Here is a 17223-nt window from a genome sequence, read left to right as displayed (position 1 = left end):
ATCTGATCTAGATTTAAATAGTGGCGTTAATAAAAAGGGCGCTTGAATTAAGCGCCCGAATATCAATTATTTAGTGAAAGGGCTACCTTCACATTCAAGTACGTGCCATGGTAGGCCGTGCTCATTAAGCATGTCCATGAATGGGTCTGGATCGAATTGTTCCATGTTCCATACACCCGCTTCTTTCCACGTGCCGTTAAGCATAAGCGCTGCGCCAATCATCGCCGGAACACCTGTGGTGTAAGATACGGCTTGCGCACCAACTTCTTCGTTACATTTAGCGTGGTCACAGTTGTTGTAGATAAAGATAGTTTTTTCTTTGCCATCTTTAATACCTGTGATGTAGGTGCCAATGCACGTCATGCCGCTATAGCCTTCAGCAAGTGAACCCGGATTAGGCAGTACTGCTTTTAAGAACTCTAAAGGCACAATCTTCTGACCTTGGAATTCAACTGGCTCGATGCTAGTCATACCAATACCTTCAAGTACGCGAAGGTGGTTAAGATAAGCATCACCAAATGTCATCCAGAAGCGTGCACGCTTAAGGGTAGGGAAGTGCTTAACGATTGACTCTAATTCTTCGTGGAACATCAGGTAAGACGCACGAACACCAATATTTTGATAGTCTAGGTCTTCGCGTACGCTTAGCGGATCTGTTTCTTTCCATTCGCCATTTTCCCAATAGCGACCGCGCTGGGTAATTTCACGTATGTTGATTTCAGGGTTGAAGTTAGTCGCAAAAGCCTGACCATGATCGCCGCCATTACAATCCACGATATCAAGGTAGTGAATTTCGTCGAAATAATGTTTTGCTGCGTACGCTGTGTAAACGTTAGTTACGCCAGGATCGAAGCCACTTCCAAGAAGCGCCATAATGCCCGCGTCTTTAAACTTGTCTTGGTAAGCCCACTGCCATGAATATTCGAATTTCGCTTCGTCTTTTGGCTCGTAGTTGGCGGTGTCTAGATAATCCGTGTTAGTGGCAAGACATGCATCCATAATCGGAAGGTCTTGATACGGCAACGCTAGGTTGATTACTAGGTCTGGTTTTACTTCGTTGATAAGTGCTTCTACTTCTTTTGCGTTGTCGGCATCAACAGCGAAAACACCCTTAACGCGATCTGCACCTACTTCTTGTTGTAGTGCTTCACACTTAGATACCGTGCGGCTTGCTAAGTAAATTTCGTCGAAATGTTGCGGTAAACGTGCACATTTTTTCACAGTTACCGACGCAACACCGCCAGCACCAATAATTAAAACGCGAGACATAATAACTAATCCCTAATTTTGCTAATGAATTTTGGGCTGAATGCTAGCAGACCAATGGGATTTGGCAAGCAAAGACAGCCCATGACAGTACAAAAAATTTTAATCGTAACAACGAATGTACAAGGTATTGCACGCCAACCAGCACCCTACCTTTTAAAGGCCTCATTATTTACCATTAATGGTCCACGCCGAGGTACGTCATTTAATTGATGTTTGAGCTGATACGAAAACAGACACGTTTTTGATATCACTCACGTGTTTGCAATTCCGCTCAGTTAAAAGTCTAAAATCACTAGAATGCTAGCGAGTAACCGTGTCTATTGGCGGTGAAATTACAATTTTGCCATCAACTTTGTAATAAGGGTAAAGAATCAAACGCTCTTCATGGTTTGGCGTCGCTGTCGCAATAGCAATGGCGTCGAGCGTTTTACTGTCTTGCGTATTAACTGCCGCAGCATAGACTAATACGCTATAGCTGTTGGTGTCGGTGGTGGTATCGATAATTCGCCACTGAAGCTGCTCTATAAGCTGCGCCTCGCGCTTCTTATCTTGCTTTTCATCGTTGAAAATACAACCTACTCGGCCGTTTTCATAGATGGCGGCAAAGGGATAAAACACATCGCATACAGGTAACATAAGCTCACATAAGCTTAGTGACTTCGACACAAGTACGTTTAATGGCGTTGGCAATGTAACTGGACGGTCGATCATAGCGCATCTCCTGTGAGTTAGCGTTGCTGGACACTTGCAAATACCTACGCTTACAACGTCACATTAGTTTAATATTCTTTATTGCGAAAGGTGAACATTGTTTTTTCATACTAAAAGGTTATTAGACTTAATTAAGCGATTACAGTGTGTTTGTTCGCTCTGATAAGGCGCGTTGAAGTCTGAATGAAAGCATAGTTGAAACCCTTTTATCTGCGCGCTAAAAGTTGTTTTTGGTACTTCAACGGTGTTGTTGAGTACCATTTCTTAAAAGCGTGGGTGAATGATGATTGTTCCTGAAAGCCCAATAAATCTGCGGTATCAGCAATGCAGTGATGTTTCAGCAAATCATCTAGGCGGGCTTTGCGTTCGCTGTTGAGAATTTGTTGAAAACTGGTGCCACTTTGCTTCAGTTTGCGCTGCAAGGTGCGTGGACTGATAAAAAGCGCATTGGCTACGCGTTGCTGATCGCAGCCTTTTAAGGTTGGATTGGCTTTTAAAAGCGCAACGACTTTATGACTTATGTCTTCATGCTGGTTGGCGTTGAACTGACTATTGGCAAATTGAACACGGTCACCGCCTTTGCTCGCCATTAGTTCTTCTTCGGATACTTTTACCAGCGCACTAAACATCGCCTTATTCTCACTGGTAAATGGAATATGTAAAAGCTGCTGAGGAAAAATGATGGCGTTGGTCTGAGCGTTATCAACCACCTCACAATTGAACCACATCGCTAGCATGGCTTTTTCTGAATCGCCCAAAGCAAAAGTAAAGGTGACGGCATTAAGTTCACAGGCAGAACCTAATATTTTGTAGACGGTGGCTACCCAAGCAGTGGTGTTGCGCAATACCATTTGCTTGCAATCTGCGCTTTTGGGTACCCACTCAACGCGGGTATTGTCAGGTTCGAAAAATACGCTAGTGGTACCAATATCAGCGACTAAAGCGTCAAAGCGGGTTAGCGCATTTATGGCTTGAGCCAAGTTTTCGCAACTTTCAACAAGATAACCCAGCACCCCATAATCTTTCGCCTGAATATGTTTACCCAGTTCAAAACCAAATAGCGAATTGTTGGTTAATGCTACTCCTTGGTTTAACAACTCGATGTAGACATCCATCTCAACACGCGAAGAGCCAGACAGTGAGTCATGCTTTTGAGTAGTTAATGAAACATTGTCGGCATTAACGCCTAAGCTAACTAAATAGCTCACCGTACTTTGGATATAGGCTGAGGAAACTGATAGCATATGCTTGTCGCAAAATAACAAAAATACTGTCGCATTAACGCAAGATAAAATAGAAATGTCAATTTATGCTGGGAGCCATCAGAAAAGGAAATAACGTAGATGGTTAACGTTTACTACCAAAAAAATATTGCTGCAACGCCCAAAGAACTGCGCGATACGCTGCTTGATCACCAGAATTTAAGCGATTTTTTCAACGCGTCGTTTAAGGTATTGAAAGTAGAAAATGATAATGAGATTAGCGGCGGAAAGGGCTGCGTAAGAGAAGTCACTATTCTGGGAGTACGCTTTAAAGAAGAAATTGTTCGTGCAGATACCAACGGCATTGAGTATAGAGTGGTTGATGACTTTCCAGTGAAGGCGCACAGGGGCGCTATTGCGTTCACGTCACAAGAAAATGTTACAAAGGTTTCTTATCGCATAACCTGTCGCGCCCCCTGGTACATGCCTAGCTGGTTACTGTCGCACCTACTGCAAAACGATATTGAGCAATGTCTAGATAAGTTAGGAGCACGCTTTGATCCCCGTTGAACTTATATTGTTAGGCTTGAGCCCCGTATTTCTACTGTGTGTTTTTGTTGAATTTAAAAAAGCACGACAGTTTTACAATGTAAAAGACAGTGTGAACAATGCCTTACTTGCACTACTTCATCAGGGCTCTGATGCCTTGGTATTGCTACTACTGATGCCTTTTTTTATTTGGTTGCACCAGTTTTCACTATTTAAAATAGAGCTTAGTGCACTGTCACTTTTTGCAGGTTTTATCCTTCAAGACTTTTTGTACTACTGGTTTCATCGTGCTTCACACAACATACACTGGTTTTGGCTAGCGCATGTGGTACATCACAGCTCGACAAAAATGAATTTCACAACGGCTTTTAGGCAAAGCGTTTTGTATCCTTTTGTGGGCATGTGGCTGTTCTGGGTACCAATGATTCTTATTGGTTTTTCGCCAAGTCTGGTCTTTGCCATTGTCGCTATCAATCTGGCTTATCAGTTTTTTGTGCACACTCAGACAATTGGAAACCTAGGCTGGGTAGAGCGTATCTTGAACACGCCTACGCATCACCGTATTCATCACGCAACGAATAAACCATATATCGATAAGAATTACGGTGGCGTACTTATTATATGGGATAAGTTATTCGGCACTTTCGCTAAAGAAGACGAAACGATAACGATAAAGTACGGCATTGTAGGAAAAATGCCTGAGGACAATCCTCTTAGCGCCAACTTCAGTCAAATAGGTGTGCTTCGTGAACAGCTTCAGCACGCAAAAGGGATAAAAGCAAAGTTAAAGAGGTTTTTTGGCTATCCTGTAGCAGATTGATACTAATGGTGCTCGTGCGCCTGAATTATGTTTTTACAACACATTCAATTTGCACACATTCATTGGCAGAACCGCACCAAAGTAAAGCATATTGTTGACCGAGATGAAGCAAAGTGGGAATGCCATTTAAATAGACTTTCCAAACTCAAGGATCCGCAACCTCTAGAGTTGTATTACAACCAACAGCGTCTGACTGAATTTGCTTTCCTTAGGCGCACTTTTTGCAGATTAACACCTTATCAATTGGTAACAACATACTAGCCAAGCTTTTACAGTAGTTAAAAGCGCCAAGGAAATAGGGAAGTTAAATGAAAAAGTTTATTGAAAATATGCCAAAAGCCGAACTTCACGTTCATATCGAAGGCACATTAGAGCCGGAGCTAAGTTTTGCCTTAGCGCAGAAAAATAACGTTTCACTAAAAGCCAAAACACCTGAAGAAATGATAAAGGCGTATGATTTTTATGATTTACCTTCTTTCCTCGATATTTACTACGCGGGTATGAGCGTGCTCATAGAAGAGGATGACTTCTACCAGCTTACTATGGGATACCTTAAGAGAGCCGCAGCCCAGAACATCGTTTATGTTGAGCTTTTCTTTGACCCCCAAGCTCATACAATTCGAGGTGTGAGTTTCGATAGCGTTATTAACGGAATACATGCAGCGCAAAAAGATGCGCGCACTGAATTGGGTGTAGAAAGTCAGCTTATCCTGTGCTTCTTGCGAGATATGTCGGCTGAATCAGCAATGGAACATCTGCAGCTAGCTAAGCCCCACCTCAACAAGTTAGTCGGCGTCGGGCTCGATTCCGACGAGAAAAATAACCCGCCATTAAAGTTTGAAGAAGTATTCTCAAAAGCGCGATCATGGGGTCTTAAACTGACAATGCACTGTGATGTTAACCAAGACAATACGCAAGAGCACATACGTCAAGTAATTGAGGATATTGAGGTCGACAGGATTGATCATGGTGTAAATATTCTCGAATCTGATGCTTTATGCGAGCTTGCAAAATCAAAAAATTTGGGATTAACGGTCTGCCCTGTTTCAAACAAATTTGTTGTTCAATCACTCACTTCTAGTGAGTTGAAACAAATGTTGGAAAAAGGGTTGCTGCCGAGTATCAATTCAGACGATCCGTCTTATTTCAGAGCCTACTTGAATGAGAATTTAATTGCCCTACAAGAAGAAGGGCAATTCAGCAAAGAGGATTTAATCACGCTTGTTGAAAATAGCTTTAAAACCAGTTGGCTTTCTGAAAAGCGTAAATTAAATTATTTAGATACGCTGAAACGTTACACGGACACTGTTGCAGTAGCGTAATTTTGCTTTAAGTATTTCGTTTTAATTAAAGGTGCTGCGCAGAGCGGCACCTTTAACAAGGAATAACGTTACTCTTTGTTAGCAATTTTCTGAAGGTTGCTGTGAATTTTGAAAAGTACGATAAGCAGTTCGCACCAGATTCTTGCGCCAATACAGCCAGACACGATAATAAATAGGCCGTATACAAAACTCGCGTCGTACCCTACAAACATCGTTGTTACGCCACTTACCACAGATCCTAGAAGCAATAGCCAGTACACGAAAGTGATAATCTTAGGGGTTAACATTGAGTCGAAGAAGAAAATATCTTTCATAATCATTCCTTGATGAAGTTTGCAGGTAGCAAGCGCTAATGTTTATGCCGCATCCTGCGACAAACTTCTTGTTGTTATCGTTGTTTAGTGTTTAAAAGAATTGTGAGCAAGCTCACAGGGATAGTTGTAACACCGAAAGGTAGTGAGCGCAACACTCTGTTATAAAAGGGTTTTATCTTGCGCCTTGCAAGCCGCCTGTGTGCAGCACAACAATGCGTGACCCGTCTTCAAACATACCTTTGGCCAGCATATCTTTAACTGCCCAAAAGGCTTTGCCGGAATAAACAGGCTCGATATCAAATTCGAAAGCATTATTAAAATCGTTGCAGAAGGTTCGAAGCTCATTGGGAGCTTTGGCGTAACCACCAAAGTGGTAGTTGTGGTCAATATGCCAATTTGATCGACCAAGCGAGGCTGGAAGAAATTGTTCGACTAATCCTTCTAAGTAGTCTTCACCCTTCAGCACGCCAACACCGACAGCTTTGCAGCCAGTGTGATGGAGAGTGTCTTTCGCATTATTTTTATTACGTTTATTTAATGCATTGATTATTCCCGCTAGTGTTGCTCCACTTGCCACAGGAGCAACAATAAAATCAAAGTCTATGTCGATTTCATCAATCATGCCCTTTATCCCTTGAAGCGCTTGTGCTTGGCTTCCTCCCTCAGGAATGATCATCGCGTCAGATTGCTGCTTAAGATGAAGTAGATATGCGCTATCGTTTCGCTTTTTGTAAGTGACTCGGTCTACATAGTCGATGCGGGTGCCCCAACTTTTTAAATCCTCAATCATGGGTGTAGGTGCAGCGCTGTAGTCACCGCGGATAATGGCGTTAAAGGAAATGCCCAATTCATGACAAATAAAGCCTAGTGCATGCAGGTGGTTTGAAAAGCCACCACCGAAACTCACTATCGTTTTTGGCAACGGGCTGGTGAGCGCATGACTTAGCTTTCGCCATTTATTACCTGACATTACAGGGTGAATAACATCATCACGTTTAACAAATAGCGATACCTTGCCGGCACCTTCCCAATTTGGCTTAAATGGGATTAGCGGTGAGGGCAGGGTTAGTGACATTTTAAAATCATCAAGGGAAAGCACAGCGAGAGCCTTTTGTCAGTTGATCAAATGTGTGAAGGCAAGAGTATAACTAGATACAAATTCAATAAAAGACCTGTAATTCTCGTTACGCGTCATAAGAGCATAATTATGATTACAAAAACGTATGGCCTTTTTCGCCAGCTGTCAGCCAAGTCCTTATCCATGCCCCGAAAAAGTGTTAGTGGCGTATGGAGATATTCGAACTGTAGCGCTAGCAAGGCTGCGAAAATCTTTTCCATCATCCTTTTTGTTTCGTTATCAACAAGTGGGCTAACCATGTCAAACAATGCGGTTGCGCAAGAGCCAGATGTTAAGCACATCAGCAATTATGTTCCCAATGCAAAGCTCGTCGGGAAAGGCATGTTTTCCTACTACTTCTGGGATGTGTATACCGGTGAGCTTTACGCGCCTGAAGGTGAATACGCCAACCAGCCCCCCTTTGCACTCAAGTTAACGTACCAGCGAGACTTGGAAGGCAAGAAAATTGCGAAGCGCTCTATTGATGAGATGAAGAAGCAAGGAGACCTATCGGCTGACGACTCAGACAAGTGGCTTTCCCTAATGAATAGTATTTTTCCAGACGTCAGCGAGGGCGACGTCATTACTGGTATTGCCACCGAAGATGGCACAACTGTGTTCTATGTGAATGGTGAAAAGGCTGATGAAATTGAAGACAAAGCATTTACACAGCGTTTTTTTGATATCTGGTTAAGCGATAAAACGTCTGAGCCAAAATTTAGAAAGAAGTTATTGGGAAATGGATAAGGGCAACGCTTTATTAGCATTACGCCAAGTCTATCTCGTCAATCGATTAAGGTTACGAAAGTGATAAAGAATACGGTGAAGTTTGTTTTAGGAATCGGAATTGCCGCTTTAACGGTGGCAGGGCTATCTGGATGCTCTGTTTCAGTCGATGGTGAAGACTACAGGTCTGTATCGCCTGTTTTCGATATTGAGCAATTTTTTGATGGGAACGTTAAAGCCTGGGGCATTGTTCAGAACCGCTCGGGCGAGGTGGTGCAAAGGTTCGTAGTAGACATCGATGGTTCAGTAGATGGCGATACGTTAACCCTTGATGAATCCTTTAATTACGGTGTGGGCGACGGTCCAACGTCCCGTACTTGGACCATCGTAAAGCAGAGTGATAATAGCTATGTGGGTCGCGCGAGTGACATTGATGGTCCAGCCAAAGGCACAAGCTTTGGCAACGCATTTAACTTTCATTACGAGATGGATTTGCCGGTGGATGACACTACCTATTCAGTGACGTTTGACGATTGGTTTTGGGCATTTGACGACAGTACTATGATGAACCGTTCGTATATTCGTAAGTTTGGCATTGTGATGGCAGAAGTCACCATATTTATGCAGAAGCAAGCAGGCTAAGACGTAATCAATATTGATTGATAACGAGCGTTGAGGATATTAATCAACTTTATTTGCTCGAAAATACACTCAATAGACAGAGTCTCAGCGCTTGAACGTAAATACAACGCCCAACCCGTGACCTTTTATAAGCGGGTCGTGGACGAACCAAATATGGCCATCGTGTAGTTTTACGATGGCCGAAACGAGTGATAGACCTAACCCGTTTCCTTTACTGGTTCTACTGCCATCAGCTCGATAAAATCGACGTTCAAGATTAATGATTTCATGTTCACCTACACCTATCCCCGCATCGTTAACGGCGATGACGATGTGCTTCGCTGTGGTAATGAGTTGTACGGTGACCATACTCTTTTCATTCGAGTACTTGATAGCATTGTCCACCACGTTGGCTATTGCCTGAAAGACTAGATTAGGATCGGCGAGCATCGACACTGACTCAAGCTCGCCAGTTAGTGTAATGTCACGCTCTTCTGCGAGGGGATGATAAAGATCAACCACGTCTTCGACAATAGCTCGCACGTCCGTAGTACAGAAGCCCTCTTTTTTGTTTGTGGTCTCAAGGCCGCTTATTCGTAATAAGCTGTTGAACATATTAAGCAGGTTGTCAGCTTCTTGAGTTGTCTCATTGCGAAGTTCATCGTCTTCAATTTTTTCTAACGTGTTGCGGAGTCTGGAAAGCGGTGTTCGCAAATCATGCGCAATACTGTCTGTTACTGACTTGATGTTATTTACCGAACTTTCGATAGTGTCGAGCATTTGATTGAAAACGAAAGAGAGACTGCTCAAATCATCCCAATTACTATCAATCTCCAAACGTTCTTCAAGACTGCCGGTTTTTATAATTTTGTCTGCGGTCTGCGACATGCGGTTGATTCTATTGACGACATAAACAGCGATGGCAAAGCTAAGAACACTCAATGTGCAAAGTAAAATTACAATAATCCAACTGAAGGTTTTGCCAAACCATTGTGCGCTGTATAGATCGTCAATGCCACGACCAACATAAAGTACGTGCTCACCAAGCGTAACTTCTTTCATTAACGCTTGGCGCAGCGTTTTTCTTGTTGCGCTATTAGGCCTAGTGATAACGATTTCCGAGGTATTAAAACTAGCGCCTTCGTGGCGCTCAAGAACAAGGGGAATTGACGACAAATTGCCAGACACTACCTGTTCGTCTTTACTCAGAGCAACAAATGAACGTAGGTGGTCGGAAGCTGAGGTGATTGTTGAGCCACTTGGTGAATGTAGACCATTGTCTTTGGCTATCGCCAATTTAACCGCGTCAATACCTAGGTTTTCATAGAGAGTGATAAGCGCGTTTGTTTTGGCATTAACAGCAGCATTGGACTCGGATATAAACAAGTCGCTGCTTGTTAATCGCCAAAAATAAACAATTAAAACAATAGCGATACAGGCCAGAGTGGTGAGCAGTACGCCTACGCGAAAACTTGAACTACGCGTAAAGTCGCGTATCGCAATCATGCAAGCCCGTCCGCTATTCGATACCCTGTGCCTCTTACGGTTTCGATAAGCGGGACATTAAACGCCTTATCCACTTTTTGACGCAAGCGGCTAATGTGAACATCTATCACATTCGTTTGCGGGTCAAAATGATAGTTCCAAACCTGCTCAAGCAGCATGCTTCGCGTCACGACTTTGCCCTTGTGACGGAGCAGGCATTCAAGCAATTGAAATTCTTTAGACTGCAGGTCAATCTCTTGATCGCCACGCAATACTTTGCGATTAACTAAATCTAGCGTCAGATCGCCAACTTTAATCAAGGTTTTGTCTTCGTTTTCTTTATTGCGACCAGCCAAACCTTCAACGCGAGCGAGCAGTTCCTCAAAGGCGAAAGGTTTGGTTAAGTAATCGTTAGCGCCGGTGCGAAGGCCTTTGACCTTATCTTCAACTTGGCTTTTGGCACTTAGCAATAAAACCGGAGTCGTGTTCCCTTCCTCGCGAAGCTTCTCAAGCACAGAGAAACCGTCGAGTTCGGGTAACATTACGTCGAGGATTACCGCGTCTAGTTCGTTACTAGCGGCTTGTTGGTAGCCTGACGTTCCATCACCTACAGTAATACATTCATGCCCTTCACCCAACAGTCCATTTGCAATGTGCGAGGCAACCTTTGGATCATCTTCTACAAGTAGCACTTTCATTATTACGACTCTTTTGTTTATCTACATTCATGCACTTGTTCGGCGTTGCTGGAATCGGATTTCGGTATTTACTAAGCAGCAAGCGAAAACAAGCAGTCGAAAAGCGGTTTTGCTTTGCCTCTTTTACGAGCTATATGGCTTGAAACGATCACTTTTACGCTTTTTCGCATTTAGCTAAAATTTGTCCTCATATGTAGAGCTCTTGCTCACTTTAAACGTCAGGTTAATGTGATAGAGAAGATGCTATTTACTTGCTTATTTAGCCTACCCACCTTTGTCAAAGCGCATGCTCGGGTTATAAGGGGTAAAATGCTGCACATCTCCACGGGCACACTTCTTTTGTACTTCATGCCAATACTCTGGTGTCATCAAATCTCCATGCAGCGACTTTAGGATATCTTTGAACTTACGCTTACCTACAATGAAGTGCTCGAACTGCTCGGGGAATACGTCATTAGGCGCTACTGAGAGCGTATCAATAGCATAGGGGTCATCAGATTTTGGCAATTCCCTGAAATTACGTTCGTTCATTAAACAAATTTCATCGTAGTCATAGAAAATAACGCGCCCATGACGGGTAATACCGAAATTTTTGTGCAGCATGTCTCCGGGGAATATATTTGCCATAGCAATTTGTTTAATGCAAAGCCCAAGCTCATCTAGTGCACGGGTAATTTTCTCTTCATCTGTTTCTTCTTGTAGATACAGATTAAGCGGCGTCATTTTACGCTCAATATACATGTGCTTGATGATAAGTTCTGTCTCAGTAAATTCTAAACTCGATGCACAAGTTTCTTTTAGTTCTTCAATAAGCTCAGGTTCAATTCTATCTAACGGGAATCTGAAATTAACGTATTCATGGGTGTCAGCCATTCGGCCCACACGATCTGACATTTTAACTAACTTGTAGCACTCTTTTACGTGCTCACGCGTGATTTTCTTACTTTCAGCAAACTCGTCTTTAATGATTTTAAATACCACCCCGTAGGAAGGCAGGTGGAAAACCATCATTACTAGGCCGCGAATGCCTGGCGCGGCTTCGAATTTGTCACTCGACTCGTCCATATGCTGTAAGAAGTTGCGATAGAACACTGTTTTACCGTGCTTATAGTGTCCCATTGCCATATACAGCTCGAAGTGCTTTTTATTTGGCAATAGCTCTTGAAGAAAGGCGGCAACTTCTGCAGGGTTTTGGGTATCAGCCATAAAATAGCTGCGCGCAAATCCGAAAATAACGCTCAAGTCTTTGCGATCGGTCAGCAGTGCATCCACAAACATATGGGGCTCGTTATACCTGCGCATTGCAATAACAAACGGCAGGGTTTCGTCGGGCATGCAAATTCGCCCAATCAGGTAAGCGGCTTTTCCTCGGAAAAAAGTAGGTTTTAGTATTTCTACTGCTTGAACACTGGCTAACTGCTCTTTATTCAGCCGTGCGCGAAGCGCTGTTTCAAGGTTTTGTAAGTCTCGTTCAAAGTTTTCAAACGGAATATTGTAACGGTAAATTTTAAATATCGACTCATACATTTCACGTACGGTGGTGGTGGTGTCGAAGCTATTAACTACTTTGTCTCGGTCTTGGCCAGGCAGAAAACACCGACTAGGCAGCACGAACATCATGTCGTTGTCGATTTTTCTATGCTTAAACAAGCGGCCAATTACAGAATTATAAAATGTTTCAGCCAGCTCAAACTGCGGGTGGCCCTCAAGCTGTAAAGCAAATACTTTTTTTAGCTCTTGCCAAAAAGCATCATCTTTTTGATGCACCTGAGTGAGCTGATAAATTTCGGCAACCGCATCTGACAGGCTTTGTTCATAAATAGTAATGCGCTCTTTAGAGGCTAGCTGGGTTTCTTTCCAATTGCCCTTTTCAAATCTTTCTTGAGCGCCCCGTGTAATTCGGGTGAACCATCGGTAACTCTTATCGAAATGAGACAGAATCTGATAGGCAACTTTTCTCACCAAGCTTTTGTCTTGGGTCGCAGCTAACTCTTGCATAGGGATGTTTTCCTTTTTTGTTACGCCTTATATCTACCACAAAACATGCTAATAAGAGAGGAGAGTTTGGTGTCGCTATCGAGTAAGTAGCCAATAATTCGATGTTTTTATTATTTTCTTATACTTTCGTTTAATGTATTCTAATGGTGGATTAGTAACCAATTATAAGATTGTAGTTGATGGGTTTTAATATTCTAATTTGTGATGATTCAGCGCTGGCACGTAAAATGGCCAGGCGCAACTTACCTAAAGGTTTTGCTGAGGCTATCTATGAAGTGTCCAATGGTATGGACGCGCTAGAGGTGCTGGGGCATCATACCATCGACCTAGTATTGTTGGATTTAACAATGCCAGTGTTAGGTGGTCTTAGCGTATTAAGTGAAATTAAGCGTCGCCAGCTTGAGACGTTTGTTATTGTTATTTCAGGCGACATTCAGCCCATAATGCAACAAAAAGTGATGTCATTGGGCGCACTGGGTTTTATTGAAAAACCGATTAAACGCGAAGAGTTAACCTTGGTGTTACAGCGCTTTGGTTTTATTCTTCCTGATACTTATAAAACACCAATTGCAGTTTAGAATTTGAATTCATAAAAAAGAGCGAACCACAGGTTCGCCCTTTGTTGTTTTCCCACTATCATCGCTGCTTATATCTTCTAAGCATTACTTAGTCAAACCAGTGGCGCGTTTTGTTTGCAAACCACACTAGCGAAAGCATAACGGGCACTTCAACTAATACACCCACCACAGTGGCAAGTGCTGCGCCGCTGTGTAAACCAAATAGCGAAATAGCGACGGCTACCGCCAATTCAAAAAAGTTAGACGTACCAATCATACATGCAGGTGCTGCAACATTATGCGGCAGTTTCATACGTTTTGCGGCAAAGTAAGCAATGGCAAAAATACCGTAAGTTTGTATTAGTAGCGGTATTGCAATAAGCACGATGTCTTGCGGCTGCGATAAAATAGTTTCGGCCTGCAGACCAAACAAAATAACAATAGTGAGAAGCAGGCCAACAACTGAAAAGGGTTTGAACTTGCTAACCAATGCGTCGACAGCGCCATTTCCTTGCGTGGCATTGCCTTTATTTTCCAAGTGACGGCGCGTGATATAACCCGCGACCAATGGCAATACAACATACAGTGCAACAGAAAGTAGCAGGGTGTCCCAAGGAACTGTGATGTCTGTCACACCAAGTAGCATGGCGGTAAGCGGTGCAAAGGCAACGACCATAATAAGGTCGTTAATTGATACCTGAACTAGGGTGTAATTAGCATCCCCTTTGGTAAGGTGACTCCACACAAATACCATCGCTGTACATGGAGCTACGCCCAGTAGAATCATGCCCGCAATGTACTCAGTGGCGGTTTGCGGGTCTACCCAGTCGGCAAAAATGCCCTTAAAAAATAGCCAACCCAATAGTGCCATAGTGAACGGCTTTATCAGCCAGTTAATCACCAAGGTGAGTACAAGGCCTTTCGGCTTTTTACCCACATCTTTAATTGAGCCAAAGTCTATTTGTACCATCATTGGGTAAATCATTAGCCAAATAAGTATTGCCACTATCAGGTTTACGTGCGCATATTCAAGCGCCGCAATAGACGCAAATACGCCCGGCATGGCATAGCCTAGGCCGACCCCTGCAATAATGCAAAGACCTACCCACACTGATAAATAACGTTCAAAGAAACCCATCTCTACTCACCTTTGTCTTAATTTTACAACGATTTTTGATTAACGCGCTTGCTCACTTCGTCTGCGCTTTCAACGCGCTCAGAATAGCGATCCACAAGAAACTCTTTGTTGTCGCGGGTAAGCAATGTAAATTTCACCAGCTCTTCAACTACATCTACTATTCGGTTGTAGTAAGGTGACGGTTTCATGCGACCATCGTCTTCAAATTCTAAAAACGCTTTTGCCACAGAAGACTGGTTAGGGATGGTTAACATGCGCATCCAGCGGCCTAAAATGCGCATTTGGTTTACCGCATTGAACGACTGTGAACCGCCTGATACCTGCATAATGGCCAGCGTTTTCCCTTGTGTAGGACGCACTCCACCAAGGCTAAGCGGTACCCAGTCGATCATGCTTTTCATGATGCCCGTCATGCTGCCGTGACGCTCTGGTGAGCACCAAATTTGACCTTCAGACCACAACATAAGCTCGCGCAGTTCTTTAACTTTTGGGTGTGACTCATCTTCAGTATCAGGCTGCGGCAAACCGCGCGGGTCAAAAATTTTGGCCTCTGCACCAAAATATTCGAGCAAGCGGGCTGATTCTTCTATAACTAGGCGGCTATAAGAACGTTCTCTAAGTGAGCCGTAAAGCAATAAAATGCGCGGCTTGTGGCCTGAAAACCTTGCTGCAAAGTTAGCCATAATGGGTTTGTGCATTTGCTCCATTACCGCGTTATCAGAGGGGCTTTCAGCTGTTGTTATTTCCTGTTCCATTGATTGACCTTTGCTCATTACTGGGCGCCTAATTTTGATAGCGCCTCTTTAAACGCTGCTTTATCTAAGTTTTTCTCGGCAAGCTCTGCTAATGCCGCTACACGCTTTTCAATAATATCGATGGTGTTATTGAATGCTTCGGCTTTCTCATGCTCGCTACCTTCTAACTTAGACGGGTCTTCTAAGCCCCAGTGCACCTTAAGTGATTTGCCGAAATAAACGGGGCATGATTCACCCGCTGCTGAATCACAAACGGTGACAACCAGATCGGCTTCATAATCTTCAAATTCATCCCACGACTGGCTTTTAAGCCCGTTTGTATCAAACCCGCGCTCCGCAAGGTATTTAATAGAAAGTGGGTGTACTTCACCGACAGGCTGGCTGCCCGCACTGCGTGCTTCTACATTACCGCTAGAGGCATTAGTGATGGCTTCGCAAAGAATACTGCGGCAACGGTTGTGCGTACAAATGTATAAAATCTTCATGTAAAAACCTTATTTAAATGGCTGAAGCTACTTTAGTTAGCTATCAAAAAGTTGAAAAAATACTGAAAAACAGAAAACTGGCGTCCTCCCGAGATGCAATTATCACGACTGACGAGCATCACAACATTTGGGTGTTAGCAGTTTTCACAGGACAAGTTTGCTAATGGCTCATTGATGTATGCATTATTGTGGGCCGCGGTATTCTTTATAACGTCCAATGCCCAAACGGGGAGATCAGGATGGAGCTGGTAATACACCCATTTGCCCTTACGAGTATCGAGCACTAAACCGCACTTTCGTAAATCTGCAAGATGGCGCGAAATTTTGGGCTGGCTTAGTTGAAGCGCATCGGTGAGGTCGCACACGCATAACTCGCCTTTTACGCTAAGCATTAGTAGCGTCTTTAAGCGAGTGTCTTCCGACAGGCATTTAAAAAATGCTAGGGGCGCTAGCTGCGCAGGTTCACAACAATTCGACATAAAATCATCACATATGAAATTTCGTATGTGATGTATCATATACGAAATTTCATATGTGTCAATAACGCATCTGAAATTTCATATATGTGTAATAGGAATGAAGTGGTTTAAAAGCTAATTAAGGAAGCGCTTAAATCTATTGGCTTTCAGGAGCGGCGGCCTCAAACGACATTGCTACTTGTTTACCGTTTACCCCATTGTAATGAGAAATAACGTCGTTCATAAACGCGTACCATGTCGGGTTCGGGTGCCAAATAGCCATAAGGTCTTTTTTAGCATTTTGTTCACTTTCGCCCAGTACGTTAATTCTATAAAGATAGGTAAAAGCAGCACCCCGCCAATTCAGTTTACAGTGAGTGAGTACCTTGTCTTCGTTAACATCTACGCTTTGCATAAATGCCGCGTAGTTTAAAAAGTTTGCGAGCGTTGGGCCTTCCCAATCTACGGGCACATTAAAGTAGTCGATCCCTAATTCTGAGGTAGTTAAAATCTCACTGGTTCGATTTCCTGGGATCAAGTCTATAACGTGTGTCACCCCTTCCTCTTTTAGCAAAAAAAGATGAGAGGCATCAGGCAAGCCTGAAGAATACATAAAGGGTGCGTTTTTTTGGTAGTTAGTGAGCGTCTCAAGGGTAGGAGTGGTCATGTCTTGCGACTCGTCACTCGCTTTTAATGCCGCGTTCACAGGTGCACTTAAACCTAGCCCTAAGCTAATACAGGCCGCACTAAAAGCGAGACTACGCTTAGACGTTTTTAATGATAGTGTCCCTTTCAATATTTGAAGTGCTGCTGATTGGTGCTTTTTCATAATTTAGCGCTCGATGTTGATACTGGTTAGTGGCGGTGTTGTTGCCATTTCTTACGTTACACACTTGATTGGTTGTTGTCCAAAGGGGCAATGCCACCGCTATGTAAACAGGCCCTAACCGTGGCATTGATAACAACTGCCGAATTGAATTTTCATTTATCACTTTTAA

At 43.3% G+C, this 17223-nt stretch carries 19 protein-coding genes; 6 read left to right on the top strand and 13 right to left on the bottom strand.

Annotation, left to right across the window (positions count from 1 at the left end):
• Positions 1-66 precede the first annotated feature (66 nt).
• The 3 genes from ACXAGV_RS02405 to ACXAGV_RS02395 form a co-directional block, all read right to left on the bottom strand.
• Entirely contained in the window at positions 67-1269 is a 1203-nt protein-coding gene (locus ACXAGV_RS02405; RefSeq protein ID WP_014950514.1) for a saccharopine dehydrogenase family protein, read from the bottom strand.
• 300 nt (positions 1270-1569) lie between these two features.
• Positions 1570-1980 carry a hypothetical protein gene (locus ACXAGV_RS02400; RefSeq protein ID WP_474871561.1) on the bottom strand — a complete coding sequence of 137 codons (411 nt, stop codon included), beginning with the start codon at positions 1978-1980 and terminating at the stop codon, positions 1570-1572.
• 206 nt (positions 1981-2186) lie between these two features.
• A complete protein-coding gene (locus tag ACXAGV_RS02395) occupies positions 2187-3224 on the bottom strand; it encodes an AraC family transcriptional regulator (RefSeq protein WP_474871559.1) in 1038 nt (345 codons plus the stop codon).
• Positions 3225-3323: 99 nt separating this feature from the next.
• Between ACXAGV_RS02395 and ACXAGV_RS02390 the strand changes: the two genes are divergently transcribed.
• From ACXAGV_RS02390 to add, 3 genes are all read left to right on the top strand, one after another.
• On the top strand, positions 3324-3752 hold the full coding sequence (locus ACXAGV_RS02390) for an SRPBCC family protein (RefSeq protein ID WP_474871557.1): 429 nt from the start codon (positions 3324-3326) through the stop codon (positions 3750-3752).
• The gene (locus ACXAGV_RS02385) at positions 3739-4551 is read left to right on the top strand and encodes a sterol desaturase family protein (protein ID WP_474871555.1); all 813 of its coding nucleotides are present in this window, start codon (positions 3739-3741) and stop codon (positions 4549-4551) included. The genes ACXAGV_RS02390 and ACXAGV_RS02385 overlap by 14 nt, the downstream gene beginning before the upstream one ends.
• Positions 4552-4859: 308 nt before the next feature.
• Entirely contained in the window at positions 4860-5873 is a 1014-nt protein-coding gene (gene add / locus ACXAGV_RS02380; RefSeq protein WP_474871553.1) for an adenosine deaminase, read from the top strand.
• A 68-nt stretch (positions 5874-5941) separates the two neighbouring features.
• Here add and ACXAGV_RS02375 read toward each other — a convergent pair whose 3' ends face one another.
• Positions 5942-6187, bottom strand: a complete 246-nt coding sequence (locus ACXAGV_RS02375) for a DUF4282 domain-containing protein (RefSeq protein ID WP_039232003.1) — start codon at positions 6185-6187, stop codon at positions 5942-5944.
• Positions 6188-6359: 172 nt separating this feature from the next.
• The gene (locus ACXAGV_RS02370; protein WP_474871550.1) at positions 6360-7286 is read right to left on the bottom strand and encodes a 1-aminocyclopropane-1-carboxylate deaminase/D-cysteine desulfhydrase; all 927 of its coding nucleotides are present in this window, start codon (positions 7284-7286) and stop codon (positions 6360-6362) included.
• A gap of 276 nt (positions 7287-7562) precedes the next feature.
• On the opposite strand from ACXAGV_RS02370, the gene ACXAGV_RS02365 reads away from it, so the two are divergent.
• Both ACXAGV_RS02365 and ACXAGV_RS02360 read left to right on the top strand, forming a co-directional pair.
• The gene (locus ACXAGV_RS02365; RefSeq protein WP_474871548.1) at positions 7563-8051 is read left to right on the top strand and encodes a chalcone isomerase family protein; all 489 of its coding nucleotides are present in this window, start codon (positions 7563-7565) and stop codon (positions 8049-8051) included.
• 60 nt (positions 8052-8111) lie between these two features.
• Positions 8112-8672: a DUF3833 domain-containing protein gene (locus tag ACXAGV_RS02360; RefSeq protein ID WP_474871546.1), complete on the top strand. Its 561-nt coding sequence runs from the start codon at positions 8112-8114 to the stop codon at positions 8670-8672.
• Positions 8673-8756: 84 nt separating this feature from the next.
• Here the strand turns inward: ACXAGV_RS02360 and ACXAGV_RS02355 are convergent, their stop codons facing one another.
• The 3 genes from ACXAGV_RS02355 to aceK all read right to left on the bottom strand — a co-directional run bounded on the left by ACXAGV_RS02355 (position 8757) and on the right by aceK (position 12832).
• Positions 8757-10157, bottom strand: coding sequence for a HAMP domain-containing sensor histidine kinase (locus ACXAGV_RS02355; protein WP_474871544.1), 1401 nt, complete (start codon positions 10155-10157; stop codon positions 8757-8759).
• Entirely contained in the window at positions 10154-10834 is a 681-nt protein-coding gene (locus ACXAGV_RS02350; RefSeq protein ID WP_474871542.1) for a response regulator transcription factor, read from the bottom strand. Before ACXAGV_RS02350 ends, ACXAGV_RS02355 begins: the two co-directional genes overlap by 4 nt.
• 264 nt (positions 10835-11098) lie before the next feature.
• On the bottom strand, positions 11099-12832 hold the full coding sequence (aceK, locus tag ACXAGV_RS02345) for a bifunctional isocitrate dehydrogenase kinase/phosphatase (RefSeq protein ID WP_474871540.1): 1734 nt from the start codon (positions 12830-12832) through the stop codon (positions 11099-11101).
• Between the two features lie 179 nt (positions 12833-13011).
• On the opposite strand from aceK, the gene ACXAGV_RS02340 reads away from it, so the two are divergent.
• Complete coding sequence (locus ACXAGV_RS02340) at positions 13012-13410, top strand: response regulator (RefSeq protein WP_474871538.1); 399 nt, start codon at positions 13012-13014, stop codon at positions 13408-13410.
• A gap of 88 nt (positions 13411-13498) precedes the next feature.
• Here ACXAGV_RS02340 and arsB read toward each other — a convergent pair whose 3' ends face one another.
• The 5 genes from arsB to ACXAGV_RS02315 all read right to left on the bottom strand — a co-directional run bounded on the left by arsB (position 13499) and on the right by ACXAGV_RS02315 (position 17054).
• Positions 13499-14527 (bottom strand): ACR3 family arsenite efflux transporter, encoded by a 1029-nt coding sequence (gene arsB / locus ACXAGV_RS02335; protein WP_474871536.1) that lies wholly within the window; start codon positions 14525-14527, stop codon positions 13499-13501.
• A gap of 23 nt (positions 14528-14550) precedes the next feature.
• Positions 14551-15234, bottom strand: coding sequence for an arsenical resistance protein ArsH (gene arsH / locus ACXAGV_RS02330; RefSeq protein WP_474871895.1), 684 nt, complete (start codon positions 15232-15234; stop codon positions 14551-14553).
• 65 nt (positions 15235-15299) lie between these two features.
• Positions 15300-15767: an arsenate reductase ArsC gene (locus tag ACXAGV_RS02325; RefSeq protein ID WP_474871534.1), complete on the bottom strand. Its 468-nt coding sequence runs from the start codon at positions 15765-15767 to the stop codon at positions 15300-15302.
• Between the two features lie 134 nt (positions 15768-15901).
• Complete coding sequence (locus ACXAGV_RS02320) at positions 15902-16246, bottom strand: metalloregulator ArsR/SmtB family transcription factor (RefSeq protein ID WP_474871532.1); 345 nt, start codon at positions 16244-16246, stop codon at positions 15902-15904.
• Between the two features lie 136 nt (positions 16247-16382).
• On the bottom strand, positions 16383-17054 hold the full coding sequence (locus tag ACXAGV_RS02315) for a protein-tyrosine phosphatase family protein (protein WP_474871530.1): 672 nt from the start codon (positions 17052-17054) through the stop codon (positions 16383-16385).
• Positions 17055-17223: the final 169 nt, after the last annotated feature.

Source organism: Alteromonas sp. ABH4_453, from assembly GCF_056160665.1.
The sequence above is the reverse complement of the archived record's forward strand: the minus strand, read 5'-3'. Positions and strand labels throughout refer to the sequence as shown.